Source organism: Marivita sp., assembly GCF_048006345.1.
In the GTDB taxonomy this organism is placed as follows: Bacteria; Pseudomonadota; Alphaproteobacteria; order Rhodobacterales; family Rhodobacteraceae; genus Marivita.
In genome coordinates this window covers 622,897-638,352 of record NZ_CP180351.1, presented here as the reverse complement: position 1 = coordinate 638,352, position 15,456 = coordinate 622,897, and the positions used below count along the sequence as shown (strand labels likewise).

Annotated in this window: 13 protein-coding genes; 4 read left to right on the top strand and 9 right to left on the bottom strand. The window is 61.6% G+C overall.

Annotation, left to right across the window (positions count from 1 at the left end; translation table 11 throughout):
* Both ACMVPR_RS03160 and ACMVPR_RS03155 read right to left on the bottom strand, forming a co-directional pair.
* Window positions 1-813 (bottom strand): ABC transporter substrate-binding protein, encoded by an 813-nt coding sequence (locus ACMVPR_RS03160; RefSeq protein WP_300581831.1) that lies wholly within the window; start codon window positions 811-813, stop codon window positions 1-3.
* 88 nt (window positions 814-901) lie between these two features.
* On the bottom strand, window positions 902-1,621 hold the full coding sequence (locus tag ACMVPR_RS03155) for a helix-turn-helix transcriptional regulator (protein WP_416881677.1): 720 nt from the start codon (window positions 1,619-1,621) through the stop codon (window positions 902-904).
* 86 nt (window positions 1,622-1,707) lie between these two features.
* Here ACMVPR_RS03155 and ACMVPR_RS03150 point away from each other — a divergent pair, with 86 nt between their 5' ends.
* Window positions 1,708-2,103 carry a RidA family protein gene (locus tag ACMVPR_RS03150; RefSeq protein WP_416881676.1) on the top strand — a complete coding sequence of 132 codons (396 nt, stop codon included), beginning with the start codon at window positions 1,708-1,710 and terminating at the stop codon, window positions 2,101-2,103.
* Between the two features lies 1 nt (window position 2,104).
* On the opposite strand, the gene ACMVPR_RS03145 is transcribed toward ACMVPR_RS03150, so the two are convergent.
* Complete coding sequence (locus tag ACMVPR_RS03145) at window positions 2,105-2,368, bottom strand: hypothetical protein (protein ID WP_416881675.1); 264 nt, start codon at window positions 2,366-2,368, stop codon at window positions 2,105-2,107.
* Between the two features lie 3 nt (window positions 2,369-2,371).
* Entirely contained in the window at window positions 2,372-5,164 is a 2,793-nt protein-coding gene (locus tag ACMVPR_RS03140) for a glutamine-synthetase adenylyltransferase (RefSeq protein ID WP_416881674.1), read from the bottom strand.
* A gap of 721 nt (window positions 5,165-5,885) precedes the next feature.
* On the opposite strand from ACMVPR_RS03140, the gene ACMVPR_RS03135 reads away from it, so the two are divergent.
* Window positions 5,886-7,526, top strand: coding sequence for a winged helix-turn-helix domain-containing tetratricopeptide repeat protein (locus tag ACMVPR_RS03135; RefSeq protein ID WP_416881673.1), 1,641 nt, complete (start codon window positions 5,886-5,888; stop codon window positions 7,524-7,526).
* A 207-nt stretch (window positions 7,527-7,733) separates the two neighbouring features.
* The gene (locus ACMVPR_RS03130) at window positions 7,734-7,907 is read left to right on the top strand and encodes a hypothetical protein (protein ID WP_416881672.1); all 174 of its coding nucleotides are present in this window, start codon (window positions 7,734-7,736) and stop codon (window positions 7,905-7,907) included.
* 210 nt (window positions 7,908-8,117) lie between these two features.
* Here ACMVPR_RS03130 and ACMVPR_RS03125 read toward each other — a convergent pair whose 3' ends face one another.
* The 4 genes from ACMVPR_RS03125 to ACMVPR_RS03110 are packed head-to-tail and all read right to left on the bottom strand — an operon-like array spanning window position 8,118 to window position 12,363.
* Window positions 8,118-9,326 (bottom strand): beta-ketoacyl-[acyl-carrier-protein] synthase family protein, encoded by a 1,209-nt coding sequence (locus ACMVPR_RS03125; RefSeq protein ID WP_416881671.1) that lies wholly within the window; start codon window positions 9,324-9,326, stop codon window positions 8,118-8,120.
* Window positions 9,327-9,332: 6 nt separating this feature from the next.
* Window positions 9,333-9,593, bottom strand: coding sequence for an acyl carrier protein (locus tag ACMVPR_RS03120; protein WP_300581807.1), 261 nt, complete (start codon window positions 9,591-9,593; stop codon window positions 9,333-9,335).
* Window positions 9,594-9,631: 38 nt separating this feature from the next.
* The gene (lpxD, locus tag ACMVPR_RS03115; RefSeq protein ID WP_416881670.1) at window positions 9,632-10,723 is read right to left on the bottom strand and encodes a UDP-3-O-(3-hydroxymyristoyl)glucosamine N-acyltransferase; all 1,092 of its coding nucleotides are present in this window, start codon (window positions 10,721-10,723) and stop codon (window positions 9,632-9,634) included.
* Window positions 10,724-10,752: 29 nt separating this feature from the next.
* Window positions 10,753-12,363, bottom strand: a complete 1,611-nt coding sequence (locus ACMVPR_RS03110; RefSeq protein ID WP_416881669.1) for a L,D-transpeptidase family protein — start codon at window positions 12,361-12,363, stop codon at window positions 10,753-10,755.
* Between the two features lie 343 nt (window positions 12,364-12,706).
* Here ACMVPR_RS03110 and ACMVPR_RS03105 point away from each other — a divergent pair, with 343 nt between their 5' ends.
* Entirely contained in the window at window positions 12,707-13,276 is a 570-nt protein-coding gene (locus tag ACMVPR_RS03105) for a YcbK family protein (protein ID WP_292268746.1), read from the top strand.
* Window positions 13,277-13,370: 94 nt separating this feature from the next.
* On the opposite strand, the gene ACMVPR_RS03100 is transcribed toward ACMVPR_RS03105, so the two are convergent.
* Complete coding sequence (locus ACMVPR_RS03100) at window positions 13,371-15,326, bottom strand: autotransporter domain-containing protein (RefSeq protein WP_416881668.1); 1,956 nt, start codon at window positions 15,324-15,326, stop codon at window positions 13,371-13,373.
* Between the last annotated feature and the right edge of the window lie 130 nt (window positions 15,327-15,456).

Below are 15,456 nucleotides of genomic sequence, written 5' to 3'. Positions count from 1 at the left end.
TCACTCGATCACGGGAACGCCAGTGGCATCCTGCAACCATGTGGCTTCGATCTCGGCCAGCTTGCCGCTCTCGGTCAGCGCGGTGATCGCCGTGTTCACGCAGTCGCGCAGTGGGTTGCCGTCCTCGAACAGCAGACCGAACTGGTCCGGGTTCTCGGACCGGTCCGCCGGGAACTGACCCAGGATCACACCGCCTTCAACCACCACCGCCGACAGATAAAGCGCAGTCGGCAGATCGAACAGCGCCGCGTCGATCTGATTGGCCTGCATCGCGGCGGTCACATCCGTGTTGTCGCCGTAAAGCAGCGGGTCTTTCTCGGGAGCCACGATCTCGGTCAGCATCGGCAGTGCCGTGGTGTTGGCATCCGCGCCCCAGACCAGCCCCTTGAGGCTGTCCAGCGTGGCGGTGGCACCAGCGTCCACGACACTTTGCGTGGTCAGCACCGCCATGGCCGAGGTGTAATAGGGCAGCGAGAAATCGACCATCTGTTCGCGCTCGGGCGTGATCGAGTATTGCTGCATGTTGAAGTCGAAATCCTTGGCCCCCGGCTGGATCGCCTCGTCGAACGAGGTGCGCACCCATTTCACCGCGTCGGCCTCGAAACCAAGCTCTGCCGCGATGGCATAAGCCACGGCTGCTTCGTAGCCTTCGCCGCTTTCGGGCGCATCGTTCAGTACCCACGGATAGTAGGCCGGGTTCCCGGTCGCGATGGTCAAGACGTTCTCTTCCAGCGTCAGCCCGGTCGCACAGCTGCCATGCCCGGCAGCAAGAGCCACCGACGACGTGGCAGCAAGAAGACATGCGGAAGTCATGAAGGTTTTCATTGGTCTGATCGTCCTACCCTGTTGAGTCGGACAGAGGTTAGACGGCGGCGGGGAATTGTCCAGCGACCGTTCCCGTTCAGGCCACCAGATCCCGGTAAGGGCACACATCTTGATCAAACGGCACATGCCTGCGGCGAAAGGTTTTGCCCGCCACCGGTTCAGGACGGCTGATCCGGTCCATGCGGAAATGCCGGAAATCGTCGCGCATCGGATCCCACGCCACGATGTACCACAGCGGCGGCAGGATCAGCAGCGCCTGTGGTTCAATCTCGCGGTCGGTCTCCCGGCCTTTGGCATCGCGGTAACAGAAGCGCAGGTGAACCCCGTCAAGGAACGCGGTCTCAAACGCAGGCAAAAGGTCCGCGTCGATGGCACCGAGATCGGACAGATCCTGCAAAGGCGAGAGTTGGCCCACATACAGGCAGTCCAGAACCCGACGCAGATCGCGCACCTTGTCCGGCGGAAGCGCCTTTTCGATCTTGGCCAATCCGGCATCCGCCAGTTGCGAAAACGGCAGGTTCCCTGCGGCACGCACCGCCGCCACGCTGATCAGCAGCGCGAACACCTCGGACACAGACAAGCGCGCAGTGGTCTGCACCGACGACGGATCAAGCTGCACACCGCCGCCCGGCCCCGGTTCTGAATGGATGACAAAACCCTGATCGCGCAGCGCACAGATGTCGCGCAGAACCGTGCGCCGCGACACGCCGACCTCTTGCGCCAAGGCATCCACAGTCGCGCTGCCAGAGCGGCGCAACTGGCGGACGATGGCATCTTGTCTATCCCGAACGATCATGCGCGCAGCCTAGCACAAATGGTGACAGTTTTTGGCACCATTTGTGGCTATCCGGATTCCAGAGTGTTCACACAAGGAAAACATCCATGCAACGTACCCCGATCAACCCTTGGAACTGGTCCCTGCCCCTTGGCTACAATCAAGCCGAACAGATCGAAGGCGTAACCCGCCAAGTGATCTGCGCCGGGCAAACCGCCGTCGATGCCAACGGCGCGCCGCAGCATCCGAACGATATGCGTGGCCAGATCGGCCTTGCGCTCGACAATCTGGAGGCCGTTCTGACCGAGGCGGGAATGGGCCTCGCCAACGTCATTCGGCTGGGTGTCTTCGCCACCGATGTGGACGAGGCGCTCAAGAATTTCGATCTGCTTGGCATGCGGTTTGGTCCGCTCAACTGCGCCCCACCGATGACCTTGCTGGGTGTCATCCGGCTTGCCATCCCCGGTCTGATGTTCGAGATCGAGGCAACCGCCGCTGCCTGACCTAGCTGCGCCGCCCCTTCCAGCCGCCCCGGCGTTTGGGTGCGCTGGCGGCGCTTAACCCTTCGGTGAGGACCTGCGTCATCGGGTGGCCTGCCACCGGGTGACGGTCGAGCAAGGCGCGGATCAGCGTCGGGCTGTCCGCGTCCACCGGCACCGCCAAAGCCCAGTCCAAGAAGATCGACCGACACTCTTCATAGGTGATGCCGTCGATCTTGAACGCTTCCGCGATCAGACCCTTCGGGTCGGTGGCATCCCCCTTGTGCATCGGTCAGTCCTCTTCACTCACATCCGGCAAGGCCGCGTCGATGATCTCGGCGGCGCGTCGGGCCCGGGACTCCAACAAAGCCTGAAGCCCGTCGATCGTCTCTGTGCCGGTGATCCGACACAGGAAGTCCGACGCCGCACTGATATCACGATCTGGCGTCAAGGTGGTCTCCGAAATCAGCCGCGACCCGATTTGCAGCGACCAGCACAGGCGGTAGGCGTCGATCAGCGCTTGCGCATCTTCAGAGGCCAGCCATCCACAATCCGCGCCCCGCGCCAAAGCCCCGGGCACCGTGTCGAGCGGCTGACCCGCGATCAGCGCAGCGGCCTGCGCGACCAGTTCGATGTCCTGCAACCGCCCCTGCCCCAACTTGGCCTCCCATGGCCCGCCATCGCCTTTGGCGGCTGCGATCCGGTTGCGCATGATGGCGACCTCGCGCAGCACAGCGTCCCGGTCACGGGGGGCGGCCATCACGTCGCCCTGCACAGCCGCGACGTCCTCCATCAGATCGGGCGGACCCGTGACGCAACGCGCGCGGCTCAGCGCCAGATGTTCCCACACCCATGCGTCTGATTTCTGGTAACTGCGGAAGGATTCCAGGCTGGTCGCCACCGGCCCCTGATTGCCTGACGGGCGCAACCGCATGTCGATCTCGTAAATCCGCCCCTCGGCCATCGGCGCCGTCACCGCCGTAATCAGAGCCTGCGTCAGCCGCGCATAATAGGGTCGTGTCGCCAGCGGGCGGCGGCCTTCAGAGATCTCGGCCTCACCCGGATCATAGATCACGATCAGGTCCAGATCAGAGCGCGAATGAAGCCGCCGCGATCCGAGGCTGCCCATGCCCACAACTACCGCTCCACGACCGGGGCATGGCCCATGTTTGCGGGCGAAGTCAGCCTGCACTTCGGGGGCAAGTGCGGCAAGCGTGGCATCGGCCAGATCGGCATACTGCGTGCCCGCTTCCTCGGCCCCGATCAGGCCGCGCAACAGATGCACGCCAACCCGGAAATGCCATTCCTTGCCCCAACGCCGGGCGGTGTTGAGCTTGTTCTCGTAGTCGCTTTCCTGCGCCAACAGATCGGCCAGCGCCTTCTGCAACGCGTCCCGGCCCGGCCAGTCGGAAAAGAAATCCCCACCGATCACGGCATCGAATACAGACGCGTTGCGCGACAGATACCGGGCGAGGTCGGGCGACACGCCAACGATGTCGATGAGAAGATCGATCAGCTGCGGGTTGGCTTCGAAAAGCGAGAACACCTGCACCCCGGCGGGTAAGCCGCTCAGGAACCCGTCAAAGGCGGTCAGCGCCTCCATCGGGTGCGAAGTCTTGGCAAGCCGTCCGAGAATCTCGGGTCGCAGCCGCTCGAATATCCCGCTGCCCCGCGCCGACCGCAGCGCCGGATAGGTCCGCCAGCGCGACACGATTTCCGAGTTCTCCAGCTCCTCTGGCACCGCGCTGCGTTTCGAAGGTGCAGACTCACCGCCGAAAAAGCCTTCGGTCAGCGCATGTGTTTCCTCAAGCCGCGCGCGCAGGTCCTTGTGCAGCGTCGCACGGTCGGTGCCCATGAAAGCGGCCAACCTGTCGAACCCGTCGTCGGATTGCGGCAGGTCATGCGTCTGCGCATCGCGCAGCATCTGGACCCGGTGTTCGACCTCGCGATGGGCGCGATAGTGGTCCGTCAGCGTGTGCGCGACATCCTGCGGCACCCAACCCTTGTCGGCCAGCACCGCCAGCCCCGGCACCGTGCCGCGCACCCGCAGATCAGGATCGCGCCCCCCGGCGATGATCTGGCGGGTCTGGGTGAAGAACTCGATCTCGCGGATGCCGCCGCGCCCCAGCTTCATGTTGTGGCCAGGCAAGGTGATCGGCCCGGCCAGACCTTTGTGATCGCGGATCTTGCGCACCATGTCATGGGCGTCTTCGATGGCCGCGAAATCCAGATGCTTGCGCCAGACAAAGGGCGTCAGTGTCTTGAGGAATGTCTCGCCCGCTGCGATGTCACCCGCACAGGCCCGCGCCTTGATATAGGCGGCGCGTTCCCATGTCCGGCCAAGGCTTTCATAATAGCGCTCGGCTGCCTCCATGGCGAGGCAGACCGGCGTGACCGACGGATCGGGCCGCAGCCGCAGGTCAGTGCGGAACACATAGCCCTCGCCTGTCAGATCGCTGAGCATCGCGCACATCTTGCGCGTCGCCCGCACCAGCGCGGATCGGGCCTCGTGATAATCGGCGGGATCGAACCGGGTTTCGTCAAAAAGGCAGATCAGGTCCACGTCCGAGCTGTAGTTCAGCTCGCCCGCGCCCATCTTGCCCATCGCCAGCGCCACCATGCCCCCCGCCAGCTCCGCGTCGTCTTCGGTCTGGCCGGGTAACTTGCCGCGTTTGATCTCGTGCAGGGTGGTGGCGCGCAGAGCGAGATGCACCGCAAGATCTGCAAAATCGGTCAGCGCCTGTGTGACGGTTTCAAGCGGCCAGACCGCGGCCAGATCGGCAAGCCCGGTGACCAAGGCCACCCGCCGCTTGGCCTGACGCAGCCTTGCGGGCAGCGCATCCGGGGCGGTGGCCCGCAGGGTGTCATGCTCTTGAAGAAGCGACGCCTCGGGATCGGCAAGCGCAGTTTCGAGCCAGCCGCTTTCCTTTTCGATCAGCGATTTGAGGTAAGGGCTGCACCCGCCCGCCCCATGGATCAGCTTTGCCACATCCCCGGTCGCCCAAGGTGCGGCGGTCAGCGCATCGGCACCCTGTTCGGGCTCGTACGCATGGGGAAGTCGGGTGATGCGTTCGGAAAAAGTCATGGCCGCAGATGGCCACGGGTTTGGGGGAAGTGCAATGGGGCGCGATGGGGGACATGCCTCCGCGTCATCCTCGGGTTTGACCTGAAGATCTGTGTGACATGCGGTAACGTCATCCTCGGGCGTGACCTGAGGATCTCCATCCAAGAGAGATCCTCTGGTCACGCCCGAGGATGACCTCAATATCGGAGTAGAAGCGGCGCCGCCCTTTGGCCTGACCGTACTCTCATTCCACCGGGGTGTCCCCCGTGACCTGTGCCCCTATGGGGCCTTCTGAAACCGGTTTCTCAGGGTCGGCCCATATGGGCATCTGAGAGAAGATCAGTTCAAATGTCGCGGCCTGGGAGTGACCCTACCCGCTCGATGCGCATCGTGGGCGGGGGTATGCTTTAACGACAGTTAACAAGCGGGAAACGATACGTACGGTCAGTTAGCGGCGAATGGCAGGTATGCGGGACGGAGCGGAAATTGCAGCCCGAACGATCGATGCCAGTTTTCGACTTGCAGGAGATGCCGCCAAAGTGCCCCTGCGTTGCAAAAACTGCGTTCGCTGCACCATGTGCAAATGCTCGTTTTCGCGAACGGGCGTTGCGTTTGCCTCAGGTGGCCATGTTCTGAAAGAGCATAAGATTTTTAAATTCTGTTAGTATTTTCTGGCACTGTCTTTTCTGTACTGCCAGAATAAAATTCCGGGTCATTGAAAGCCAAACAAGGATAGAATTCGTTGTCATCCTTCCGCTTCGGCGATTTCCTCCTGTCGACGGAAGAGCGCAAACTGTTGCGCGACGGTATCGAATTGCCTCTGGGCGCCAGAGCCTTCGACATGCTGAGCTTCATGGTCGAGAACCGACATCGCGTCCTGACGAAGGAAGAGATACTCGACGCTGTATGGCCTGATATCGCGGTTGAGGAAAGCAACCTGACCGTTCAGGTCTCGGCCTTGCGAAAGGTGCTCGGACCAAAGGCGCTGGCAACGATACCGGGCCGGGGCTACCAATTCGTACTTTCTGTAGAGGAGAACACGCCCGGCACTGTTCCTGACTCCGGAAAACGCGTAACCGGCGTCACCGAAGTCCTTGTCCTCCCCTTCACCAACATTTCGAACGATCCCGATCAGGAGTATTTCGCTGACGGGATCACCGAGGATGTCATCACCGATCTCTCCAAGGTCGCGGCACTGTCTGTCGTCGCCCGCAATACGGCCTTCACCTTCAAGGGTCGCGCCGTCAATGTCTCGAAAACAGCCCAAGACATGAACCTGACCCATGTGGTCGAGGGCAGCGTGCGCAAATCCGGCAACAGGATTCGTATCAATGCTCAGCTTGTAGATGGCGCAACGGGGCGACCGATCTGGGCGGAGCGCTACGACCGCGCTCTGACCGACATCTTCGATCTTCAGGATCAGATCACCGAGGCCATCGTTTCCGCGCTCAAGGTCAGGCTTGTCCCGGCCGAGCGCCTAGCAATCCAGTCGCGCCCAACCGCCAACCCCGAAGCCTATGAACTCTACCTCCAGGCGCGGTACCACCACACACGTCTGGACCGGCGCAACTTCGAGATCGCCAGCCGCCTCGCTCAAAAGGCGCTCGATATCGATCCCGATTTTGGTCTGGCATGGGCGCTTCTGGCCATCAGTCGGACTGGGCTTTATGGCTTTTCGGCCTCGCCCGAACATGGGCTCGAGGCAGCCGAGCGCGCACTCGCTCTGAATCCCGACCTGGCAGAGGCCCTTGCGGCAAAAGCCTTTGTCTTGGCCGGCCTCGGTCGCTTCGACGAGGCTTTCGAGCTTCACGAACGCTCGCTTCAACTCGACCCGAATTCCTACGATGTTCGCTTTCTCTATGGGCGAACGTGTTTCCAGACCGGGCGGCACGAAGAAGCCATTTTACACTGGGAACGCGCAACAGAACTCTCGGAAGCGGATTTGGCAGCCACCACCCATGTCGCCATGTGTTACAGGGCAACAGGCCAGCATGAAAAGGTGCTGGACACCGCCCGACGCACGCTGGCGCGAGTGGAACGCGTGCTTGCAGAGAACTCGTCGGATTCCTACGCATTGATCAGCGGCATCAATGCCCTTGCGAGACTGGGCGAAGCCGAACGCACCAGGCAATGGGCCGTGCGGGTCAAGGCCGTTGACCCCGATGATCCAAGCATCGACTACAACATCGCTTGCGCCATGACGCTGCTCGGTGAAACGGAGACCGCACTCGATACGCTCGAAGCCTGCCTGCCGCGGGTCGACCCCGTCACCTTCGCTGTCTGGATTGAACAGGACAACGACCTCGACGCGCTGCGCGATCTTCCTCGCTTCCAGCGCCTCGTTTGCGACCTTGATGCGCGTGCGGCCGCCGCAACGGCGTAACCACGCGACGCGGCCCTTTGTGTTCGGGCCCACGCGGCGTGTTGCTACGTTAAAAACATAGACGTCAATACAGAATTTGTCCGCCATTCCGACCCATTCGGAAGTTTTCGGAACGGTTCGGACCACTTCAGGACATTCACCTTTCTGGCTGCCAGCGTGGCTTCACAAACCAGCCATTCCGACAGGATCTACAGAAGGATACCAGACATGACCGATCTTTCCGCACTGCTGCAGTCCCGCACACCGAAGTCGCCCCTCGCACACGCCCTGAGCCTTCCATTGGCGCTTTTGAAGTCTCTTTTCGGACCGCGCCCAGGCTCTGATGTCGACCTTCGCCACGCAAATGCGCATTTCCTTCGGGACATTGGCCTGCGCCGTTGAAATGATGCCGGGCCAATTTCTACAACCGCGAGGTTGCCGGAATCGAAGCAGAAAGGTGCTGCCAACAGCACTCCTGTTTCAAGGGCGTAGCAGGGAAGCAGTTTCGGCTGCTATCTGAGCAGCTGCTCGAAAGTGGGCATTCGCCGCGAGACCGTATCCCGTCACGTTGGCCGCGAAGCAGTCGTCCGCCCCGTCGCGTCACCCGCCCGGTTACACCCGTCGCAGGGCCAGCACCGAGTTCAGCCCACCAAAGGCAAAGGCATTGGACAGCGCGACATCGACCTTCGCCTCGCGCGCCTCGTTGGGCACCACGTCGAGCGCGCATTCGGGATCGGGTTCCTCGTAGCCGATGGTGGGGGCGATGACTCCGTCGCGCAGCGCCATGATGCAGGCCAGAAGCTCGATCGCGCCGGTGCCCCCGATGCAATGCCCGTGCATCGACTTGGTGGACGAAATCATCAGCCGGTCGGCATGCGCCCCGAACACATCCGCCACGGCGGCGCATTCGGTTTTGTCGTTGGCAGCTGTTCCGGTGCCGTGGGCGTTGATATAGCCCACGTCCTGAGGGTTAAGCTTGGCATCATGCAGTGCGCCCGCAATGGCCCGCGCGGCGCCGTTCTTAGAGGGCATGACGATGTCCGACGCGTCCGAAGTCATGGCAAAGCCCACCACTTCGGCCAGGATCTCGGCCCCGCGTTTGCGGGCATGTTCGTATTCCTCGAACACGAAAACACCCGCCCCTTCGCCCTGCACCATGCCGTTGCGGTTGGCGCTGAAGGGGCGGCAGGCGTCCTTGGACATGACGCGCAGCCCTTCCCATGCCTTTACGCCGCCAAAGCACAGCATGGATTCCGACCCGCCCGTGATCATGACCGGTGACAAACCGCCATGCACCATCTGGAACGCCTGAGACATCGCGTGGTTCGACGAAGCGCAGGCGGTGGAGACCGTAAAGCTTGGGCCTTTGAGGTTGAACTCCATCGACACATGGCTTGCCGCGGCGTTGTTCATCAGCTTGGGCACCACAAACGGATGGACCCGGTTCTTACCCTCTTCGTAAACGCTCCGATAATTGTCATCGAGCGTCGTCATCCCGCCACCGGAATTGCCCAGAACCACACCAGAGCGCGCCGCCAGTTCGCCGGAAAACTCCAGCCCCGCCTGCGCCAGCGCCTCGCGGGCGGCGATCAGGGTGAATTGGGTAAACCGGTCGTAGAGCGACAATTGCTGACGGTTGAAATGCGCGGTCTCGTCGAAATCATGCACCTGCGCGCCGATCTGGATGGCCAACCTCTCCACATCGCGGAACTGCAAAGCGCCGATCCCGCAGCGTCCCTCGCGCATCGCTTCAAGCGTGTCGGGCACGTTCAGCCCGAGTGCGTTGACGGTGCCCGCCCCGGTGATGACCACGCGCTTCATCGGCGCTCAGTCCTTTTGCCGGGCGATCAACCCTTCGACCCCAGCCACAACTGACGCCACAGAAGAGATGTCAAAATCGCTTTTCTCCGGCTCATTCGCGTTGAAGGGCACTTCGATGTCGAACTCTTCTTCCAACGCGAAGATGCATTCCACAAGGCCCATGCTGTCGATGCCGAGGTCCTGCATCGTGTCGGTCACGGCCACATCAGACGGCTCGATCATGGCTTGATCAGCTATGATGCGAATGACCCTGTCTTGCACGCTCATCTGCGTCCCCCGGAGGCTGTTTCGTCTGCGCCCGTGATTTAGTCGCTCGGGTCGGCCTTTGAAACCGATTTCTTGAGGAGGGCGACATCCGCAATCAGGCGCGGCAGACGACGCAACTGTTTGTAGAGCTCCAGCTGCGCGTCCATCTTCGTCGCTGGATAGCCGAGCATGACGCGGCCCGACGGCACGTTCGACAGCACCTTGGTGGCCCCACCCGTGATCACGTTGTCCCCGATGAAGAGGTTGTCGCTGACCCCGGTCTGCCCGCCCAGCACCACGTTGTTACCGATGCGGCTTGACCCGGCGATCCCCACTTGGGCGCAGATCAGGCAGTCATTGCCGATCACCACGTTATGGCCGATCTGTGCAAGGTTGTCGAACTTGCAGCCATCGCCAACCTGCGTAGCCCGAACGGTACCCCGGTCGATGCAGGAATTGGCTCCCAGCTCCACGTCATCCCCGATGACAACGCCACCAAGCGAATGGATGCGCGCATAGCTTTGCGCGGTGGCCCCGGCCTGATCGCCCAGCGTCTCGCGCACCTTTTCGGCGGCGGAGGGTTCGGGTGTGACGAAGGAGAACCCATCGGCACCAACGGTTGCCCCGAAATGCGCGATGAAACGGTCACCGATGGTGACCCCGTGGCCGATCTTTACACCCGGATGCAGCAGCGCCCGTTCCCCGATCCGCGTGTCTTGCCCGACAAAGACCTGGGCGCCGATAACGGACCCCGCACCAATCTCTGCTCCGGCACCGATGACGGAAAAGGGACCAACCGAAACGTCGTCGCCCAGTTTGGCGGTCGGATGGATCACTGCCGTCTCGTGCAAACCCGGCGCATAGCCCGCCCCGGCATCCATCATCGCAGAGAGGCCAGACATGGCATAGCGGGGTCGCGGTGCCATCAGCGCGGCATCAAGGCCCATCGCCTGCCAATCCGCCCCGTCCCACAGCATCGCGGCCCGGGCGCGGCCCTGCGACAGCTGGTCCGCAAATTCGGGTTTCATCGCAAGGGCCAGATCCGTCGCCTGCGCCGAGGCGGGTTCTGCGACGGCGCTTACGTTAAGCGTCGTGTCCCCTTCGGCACGAATGCCAAGAGCTGTCGCAATCTCTGCAATGGTGTAGGGCATGTCTGCCTCCGGCCTGACTGGCCAGAGGTTTAGCTGCGAATTCCGGCGATCTCCACCCCTGCCGCGCTGAGGGCGTTCCAGATGGTGGCATCGCGTCCATAAACGTCGCGACGATACTGCGTGTCGCCTTTCGCGGTCGTGAAGGCGGTGCGGTAGATCAGGTGGACCGGGACAGGTTGATCAAGATTGACCCGCGTTTCCGAACCTGTGCGCAGACGAGACTGGAAAAACCCAACCGGGTCATCGGTCTGACGCGCCAGAAGCGCATAGGCAAAATCATGCGGATCGTTCAGACGGACACAGCCGTGGCTGTAGGTGCGAACCTCGCGCGAGAACAGGTTTTTCGCGGGCGTATCATGCAGATAGATATTGTATTTGTTGGGGAACATGAACTTGACCGTGCCCAGCGCGTTCTTGGGCCCAGGCTTCTGCCGCATGGAAAACGGGAAGCTGCGTTCGGTATAGCCGGCAAAGCTTTGCCCCCGGCTGACAACGCGGCCCCGGCTGTCGATGATCTCGAGATGTGACACGGCGCCGGAGTTGCTGCGCAGCTTCGGCAGGTATTCCCCGACGATGATGGAGCGTGGCACATACCAGCTTGGGTTGATGACCATGTGATCCATTTCGTCCGAGAATTCGGGCGTCTGGCGGTCGTCATCCTGATGCCCCACGACCGACCGGGTCTCGAAGGTCAGTTTGCCGTCATCGAAGATGCGCGCGTTGAAATCCGTCAGGTTGACAAGGATATGCCGCTGCCCCAGCCCACCGGGCAGATTGATCCAGCGTTCGCGCTCCATTGCGACGATCACCGATTTCAGCCGATCCTGCGGTGCGGCGTTGATCTCTTCGAGCGTTGCGCCCCCCGCGACACCATCAACGGTAAACCCATGGCTTTCCTGGAAGGCGCGCACGGCTTCCGTGATCGACGTGTCATACCGGGCGGTCACGGTACGGTCGAGGTATCCCATGGCGATCAGCCTGTCGCGCAGAGCCACGACGCCCGCGCCCGTGTCACCTGGTTCGTATTTGCCGGACGGCACCGTCGTACCCCAGCCACCATGCGAAATGCTGTGTTCCAACCGCATCTTGGCCTTCATCAGCCGCGCATATTCCTGCGACTGCGGTGCAAGCGATGCGAGAAACGCGCGCGGCGTCTCGGACAACAAACCTTCCAGATAATAGCTGGTCTCGCGCCTTGGAATTTCGCGTACGATGTGGCTGCTCACCTGACGGGGGTTGTCGATCACGCCTGTCTGAAGGTCGCGTGCAAAATCAAGGTACAGATCCGTCAGCGCCACTTCGAGCGATCCTCGGTCGAAGCCGCTCCGTACCGAGGCTATGCGCGACAGAAGCGCTTCGGCGTTGTATTTCGAAGAAGGCAAACCGTGGTAATGCGCCATGCTCAGCGCTTCGAGCAGGGCAGTCCGGCGTTCGAGATCGGCCTCCGTGCCGCCGGTCCAGATCGGCTCGAACCCGCGGTCGCGATAGAAAGCGGCGATCTGGTCGTCGCTGGACACGCTTTCGGCCACCGCCTGCTGGAACGCTGTCACCTGGACAGCACCGGCGCTTTGCGGTGCCAGATAGCTTGCTGCCACGAGAGCAATCACAGCTGCGCCGCGCAAGAACGTCCGGTGGGTCATCAATCACTACTCCCAAGTCATACGGTCCAAACGGATTTTTCCGCCTGTTTGTTCCATGCTCCTGCCGCCCATTGGCCGTGTCCATTCACAAAAAGTTTGTTTTTGCGTTTTAAAGGCGACATGCGGCACCGCTGCATCGCCCCGCACAGGTGTAGCGTAACTTTAACACAGTTGGGCGATTTAAGCAGAATTTTGCCGAAAAACCTTGATCTGGATTTTTTTGGGAACTTTCGGTTTTTTTGAGATTCGGGATGTGTCATAGTCTGCGCACGATAGGCATTCGGCAGGTTCGCGGAACGACGCGGACGACTGGCAAAGTGAAAAACGGGACAGGCACTTTCAAATGACTGACACGAAATCCGGCGGCTTCACGCGCCGTGGTTTGCTGGCCGCCTTCGCGGCTACGACAATCACTGCGGCGCCCACCTTCGCAAATGCAGCAGGGTTCCTGCGCGGCGGGGGGGACATCCGACGGATCAAGATGTATTCGGGTCGTACCGGCGAACGGATCGACATGATCTACTGGATCGAAGGCGACTACATCGGCGATGCCATCAAGGAAGTGCACCATTTCATGCGCGATTGGCGGACGGATGACGTGAAATCCATCGACCTGCGCACCATCGACATCATGGCAGCGGCACACAATCTGCTGGACGTGTCTGAACCCTACATGTTGCTGAGCGGCTATCGCAGCCCGCAGACCAACGCGATGCTGCGGAGCAAGTCCAGCGGCGTTGCACGCAACTCGCTTCATCTCAAGGGTCAGGCGGCAGACCTGCGTCTGAATTCGCGCTCGGTCAATCAGATGTATCGTGCCGCAGCAGCCTGCAAGGCCGGCGGCGTCGGGCGCTATTCGGGATCGAATTTCGTCCACATGGATTGCGGCCCGGTCCGCACCTGGGGCGGGTAACACGCTCTTACAGATTGTTACAAATGACAAAAGGCTGCCGATCCGGCAGCCTTTGTTGTTTTGAGTGGACGGGGGCCTGTCGCCCCCTGCCCGATCAGAATGTCATCTTGTAGGTCACCGCGCCGGTAAAACCGCGCGATCCATCAAGGCCGATAGAGCTTGTGCCGGTCAGGCTCAGGAACGCGCCCGATCCCATTTCCTTAACCATGGAACCCGAGATGTAGCCCCATGTCTGGTCCGGACGCGGTGCGGATACGCTGCCCAGGGTGTCGGCAGTCGGCCCAAGTGACACAACCAGCGGGTCGTCGTTGAAATCATGTTCAATCGAGCCACGCAGGTTGAACACCACACCATCCATATTGGCAGGTGCGAAGATCGCCGACAGACCTGCGGTCAGGCGCTGGGACTCGTACTCGCTGTCCCCGTAAGACAGGCTTGCGGCACCGTCGGATTCCGTGAACCCGTCGATCGACACCTTTTCCCATGTGTAATGGGCAAACGGGTTCAACCGCACCTGATCATTCAGAGCATAAATGGCGCCGCCGCCAATCCGCGCAAACCGATAACTGCCCTCGGTGTCAGCGGTGTAAGTCTCGGTCGCAGGTCCAAGGGTAAAGCTGCGGGTGATGTCATCGACATTGATCCGACCGCCCCCGAAGGCCGCGTTCAGGTAATACTTGGGCGACAGGGCAATCTGCCCGAACACGACGCCGATCATCAGATCACTGTCGAACCCGCCCGCGTTGTCGTCGAAATCGACCTGGCCGTAATCAAGACTGATGCCGGCACCGATGGTGGCGTTGGGTGCCACGGTGATATCTGCACCGGCCTTGAGCACCTTGGTCGACCCTTCAAGACCCGGTGTAACCTGCTGCGCATCGCCTTCGAAGCTGCCGAAGTCGAGGCTTGCGTAGACATCGATCTCGCCCACCTCGCGGCGACGCCGGTTGCCGTCCTCATCGGTGGTGAACAGAACAGTCGGGTTCATGCGGTTCTCGATGGACAGCCCGTGCTGGCGCAGCGCGGTCATGGTCGCTACGGAAATCGCACCGGTCTGCGTGGCCGCCTGAAGACCGGCAAAGGCGGCCTCACCGAACAGCGCGTGGGCAGATGTGGTCGGGTGGACACCATCGGCAAAGACGCGTTCTTCACTATCGGCGCTGGCGTTGAAGCCCTGCAGACAGCTCAGTGATGTGTCCGGGCAGGCCGGGATCACAGCGGCATTCGGAGCGGTAAAGCCGTATTTCACCGGGTCAGCCTGAACCGCGCCCAAGAGCTTTTGGCTGTCCACGATCACAGCGCGGTCGCCGATGGAGGCCAGCAGAGTGCTGTTGAACGCATTGGTCAGCGCGGTTTGAAGCCCGGCACCTTGCGGGCCCGACGAAATGCCAAAGGGTGTGGTGCCGATATCCGGGATTGTGACAACGATCACCGACTCGGCCCCGGCGGCGCGCACGCGATCCACCAATCCGACGATCTCGGTTGCCGCCTGCGCCATGTTCGCGGCTGCAGCCTCTGGTGCGATGAGGCCACCGCCAACAGCGCCCGCTTGCGCAAACACATCGTTCGCACCGCCCCAAAGGATGACCAGATCGTTTTCGCCCAAGCTCGGCCGATCCGCCAACAAGCGATCGACCTGTTCCGCCAGCGACCGGGTGGTGATGCCCAGGTCCGGGTTGAACCCAATCCCCTGGGGGGCGGTTACTCTGGACCCGCCCTCGGCATAGATCGTGCCGCCCAGCGCAACTTCACCCTGCCCGGCCAAGGGAACCGCCGAATAGACATTTGGACCAAGGGTCAGACCAAGCTCGCGGCCCAGCACCTCGCCATAGGTCAGCGCCGACCCGTCCGGCGCGTTGGTCAGCCACTTGTAATTGATGACGGGCAACGCGCCCATGCCACCAGCGATCACGGACTGCGAATAGGCTCCAGCGTCGCTCAGCGAGTTGCCGATGATGAAAACATCATCAAACCGAAGCTCTTCAGCGGTGACGAGGCCCGCAAGCCCCGTCAGCATGGTGCTCGCAAGGGCGAGTGTCTTGAACGTCATAGGTTGTCCTCCCGTCGGCGATTTTATGCCGCTTTTTGCTTTGCCAACTGAACAGAGCGGACATGCCTCAAGTCAACGCCAAACTGCGTTTCCTTTGCGAAATGACGCAAGGTGACGCTGCCTTACCCGT

What these genes read in the sequence shown, in the direction of transcription:
- ACMVPR_RS03100 (WP_416881668.1), bottom strand. Translation starts at nt 15,326, where the DNA reads ATGACGTTCAAGACACTCGCCCTTGCGAGCACCATGCTGACGGGGCTT.
- ACMVPR_RS03130 (WP_416881672.1), top strand. Translation starts at nt 7,734, where the DNA reads ATGACCGATCTTTCCGCACTGCTGCAGTCCCGCACACCGAAGTCGCCC.
- lpxD (WP_416881670.1), bottom strand. Translation starts at nt 10,723, where the DNA reads ATGCCCTACACCATTGCAGAGATTGCGACAGCTCTTGGCATTCGTGCC.
- ACMVPR_RS03105 (WP_292268746.1), top strand. Translation starts at nt 12,707, where the DNA reads ATGACTGACACGAAATCCGGCGGCTTCACGCGCCGTGGTTTGCTGGCC.
- ACMVPR_RS03160 (WP_300581831.1), bottom strand. Translation starts at nt 813, where the DNA reads ATGACTTCCGCATGTCTTCTTGCTGCCACGTCGTCGGTGGCTCTTGCT.
- ACMVPR_RS03155 (WP_416881677.1), bottom strand. Translation starts at nt 1,621, where the DNA reads ATGATCGTTCGGGATAGACAAGATGCCATCGTCCGCCAGTTGCGCCGC.
- ACMVPR_RS03140 (WP_416881674.1), bottom strand. Translation starts at nt 5,164, where the DNA reads ATGACTTTTTCCGAACGCATCACCCGACTTCCCCATGCGTACGAGCCC.
- ACMVPR_RS03150 (WP_416881676.1), top strand. Translation starts at nt 1,708, where the DNA reads ATGCAACGTACCCCGATCAACCCTTGGAACTGGTCCCTGCCCCTTGGC.
- ACMVPR_RS03125 (WP_416881671.1), bottom strand. Translation starts at nt 9,326, where the DNA reads ATGAAGCGCGTGGTCATCACCGGGGCGGGCACCGTCAACGCACTCGGG.
- ACMVPR_RS03145 (WP_416881675.1), bottom strand. Translation starts at nt 2,368, where the DNA reads ATGCACAAGGGGGATGCCACCGACCCGAAGGGTCTGATCGCGGAAGCG.
- ACMVPR_RS03120 (WP_300581807.1), bottom strand. Translation starts at nt 9,593, where the DNA reads ATGAGCGTGCAAGACAGGGTCATTCGCATCATAGCTGATCAAGCCATG.
- ACMVPR_RS03110 (WP_416881669.1), bottom strand. Translation starts at nt 12,363, where the DNA reads ATGACCCACCGGACGTTCTTGCGCGGCGCAGCTGTGATTGCTCTCGTG.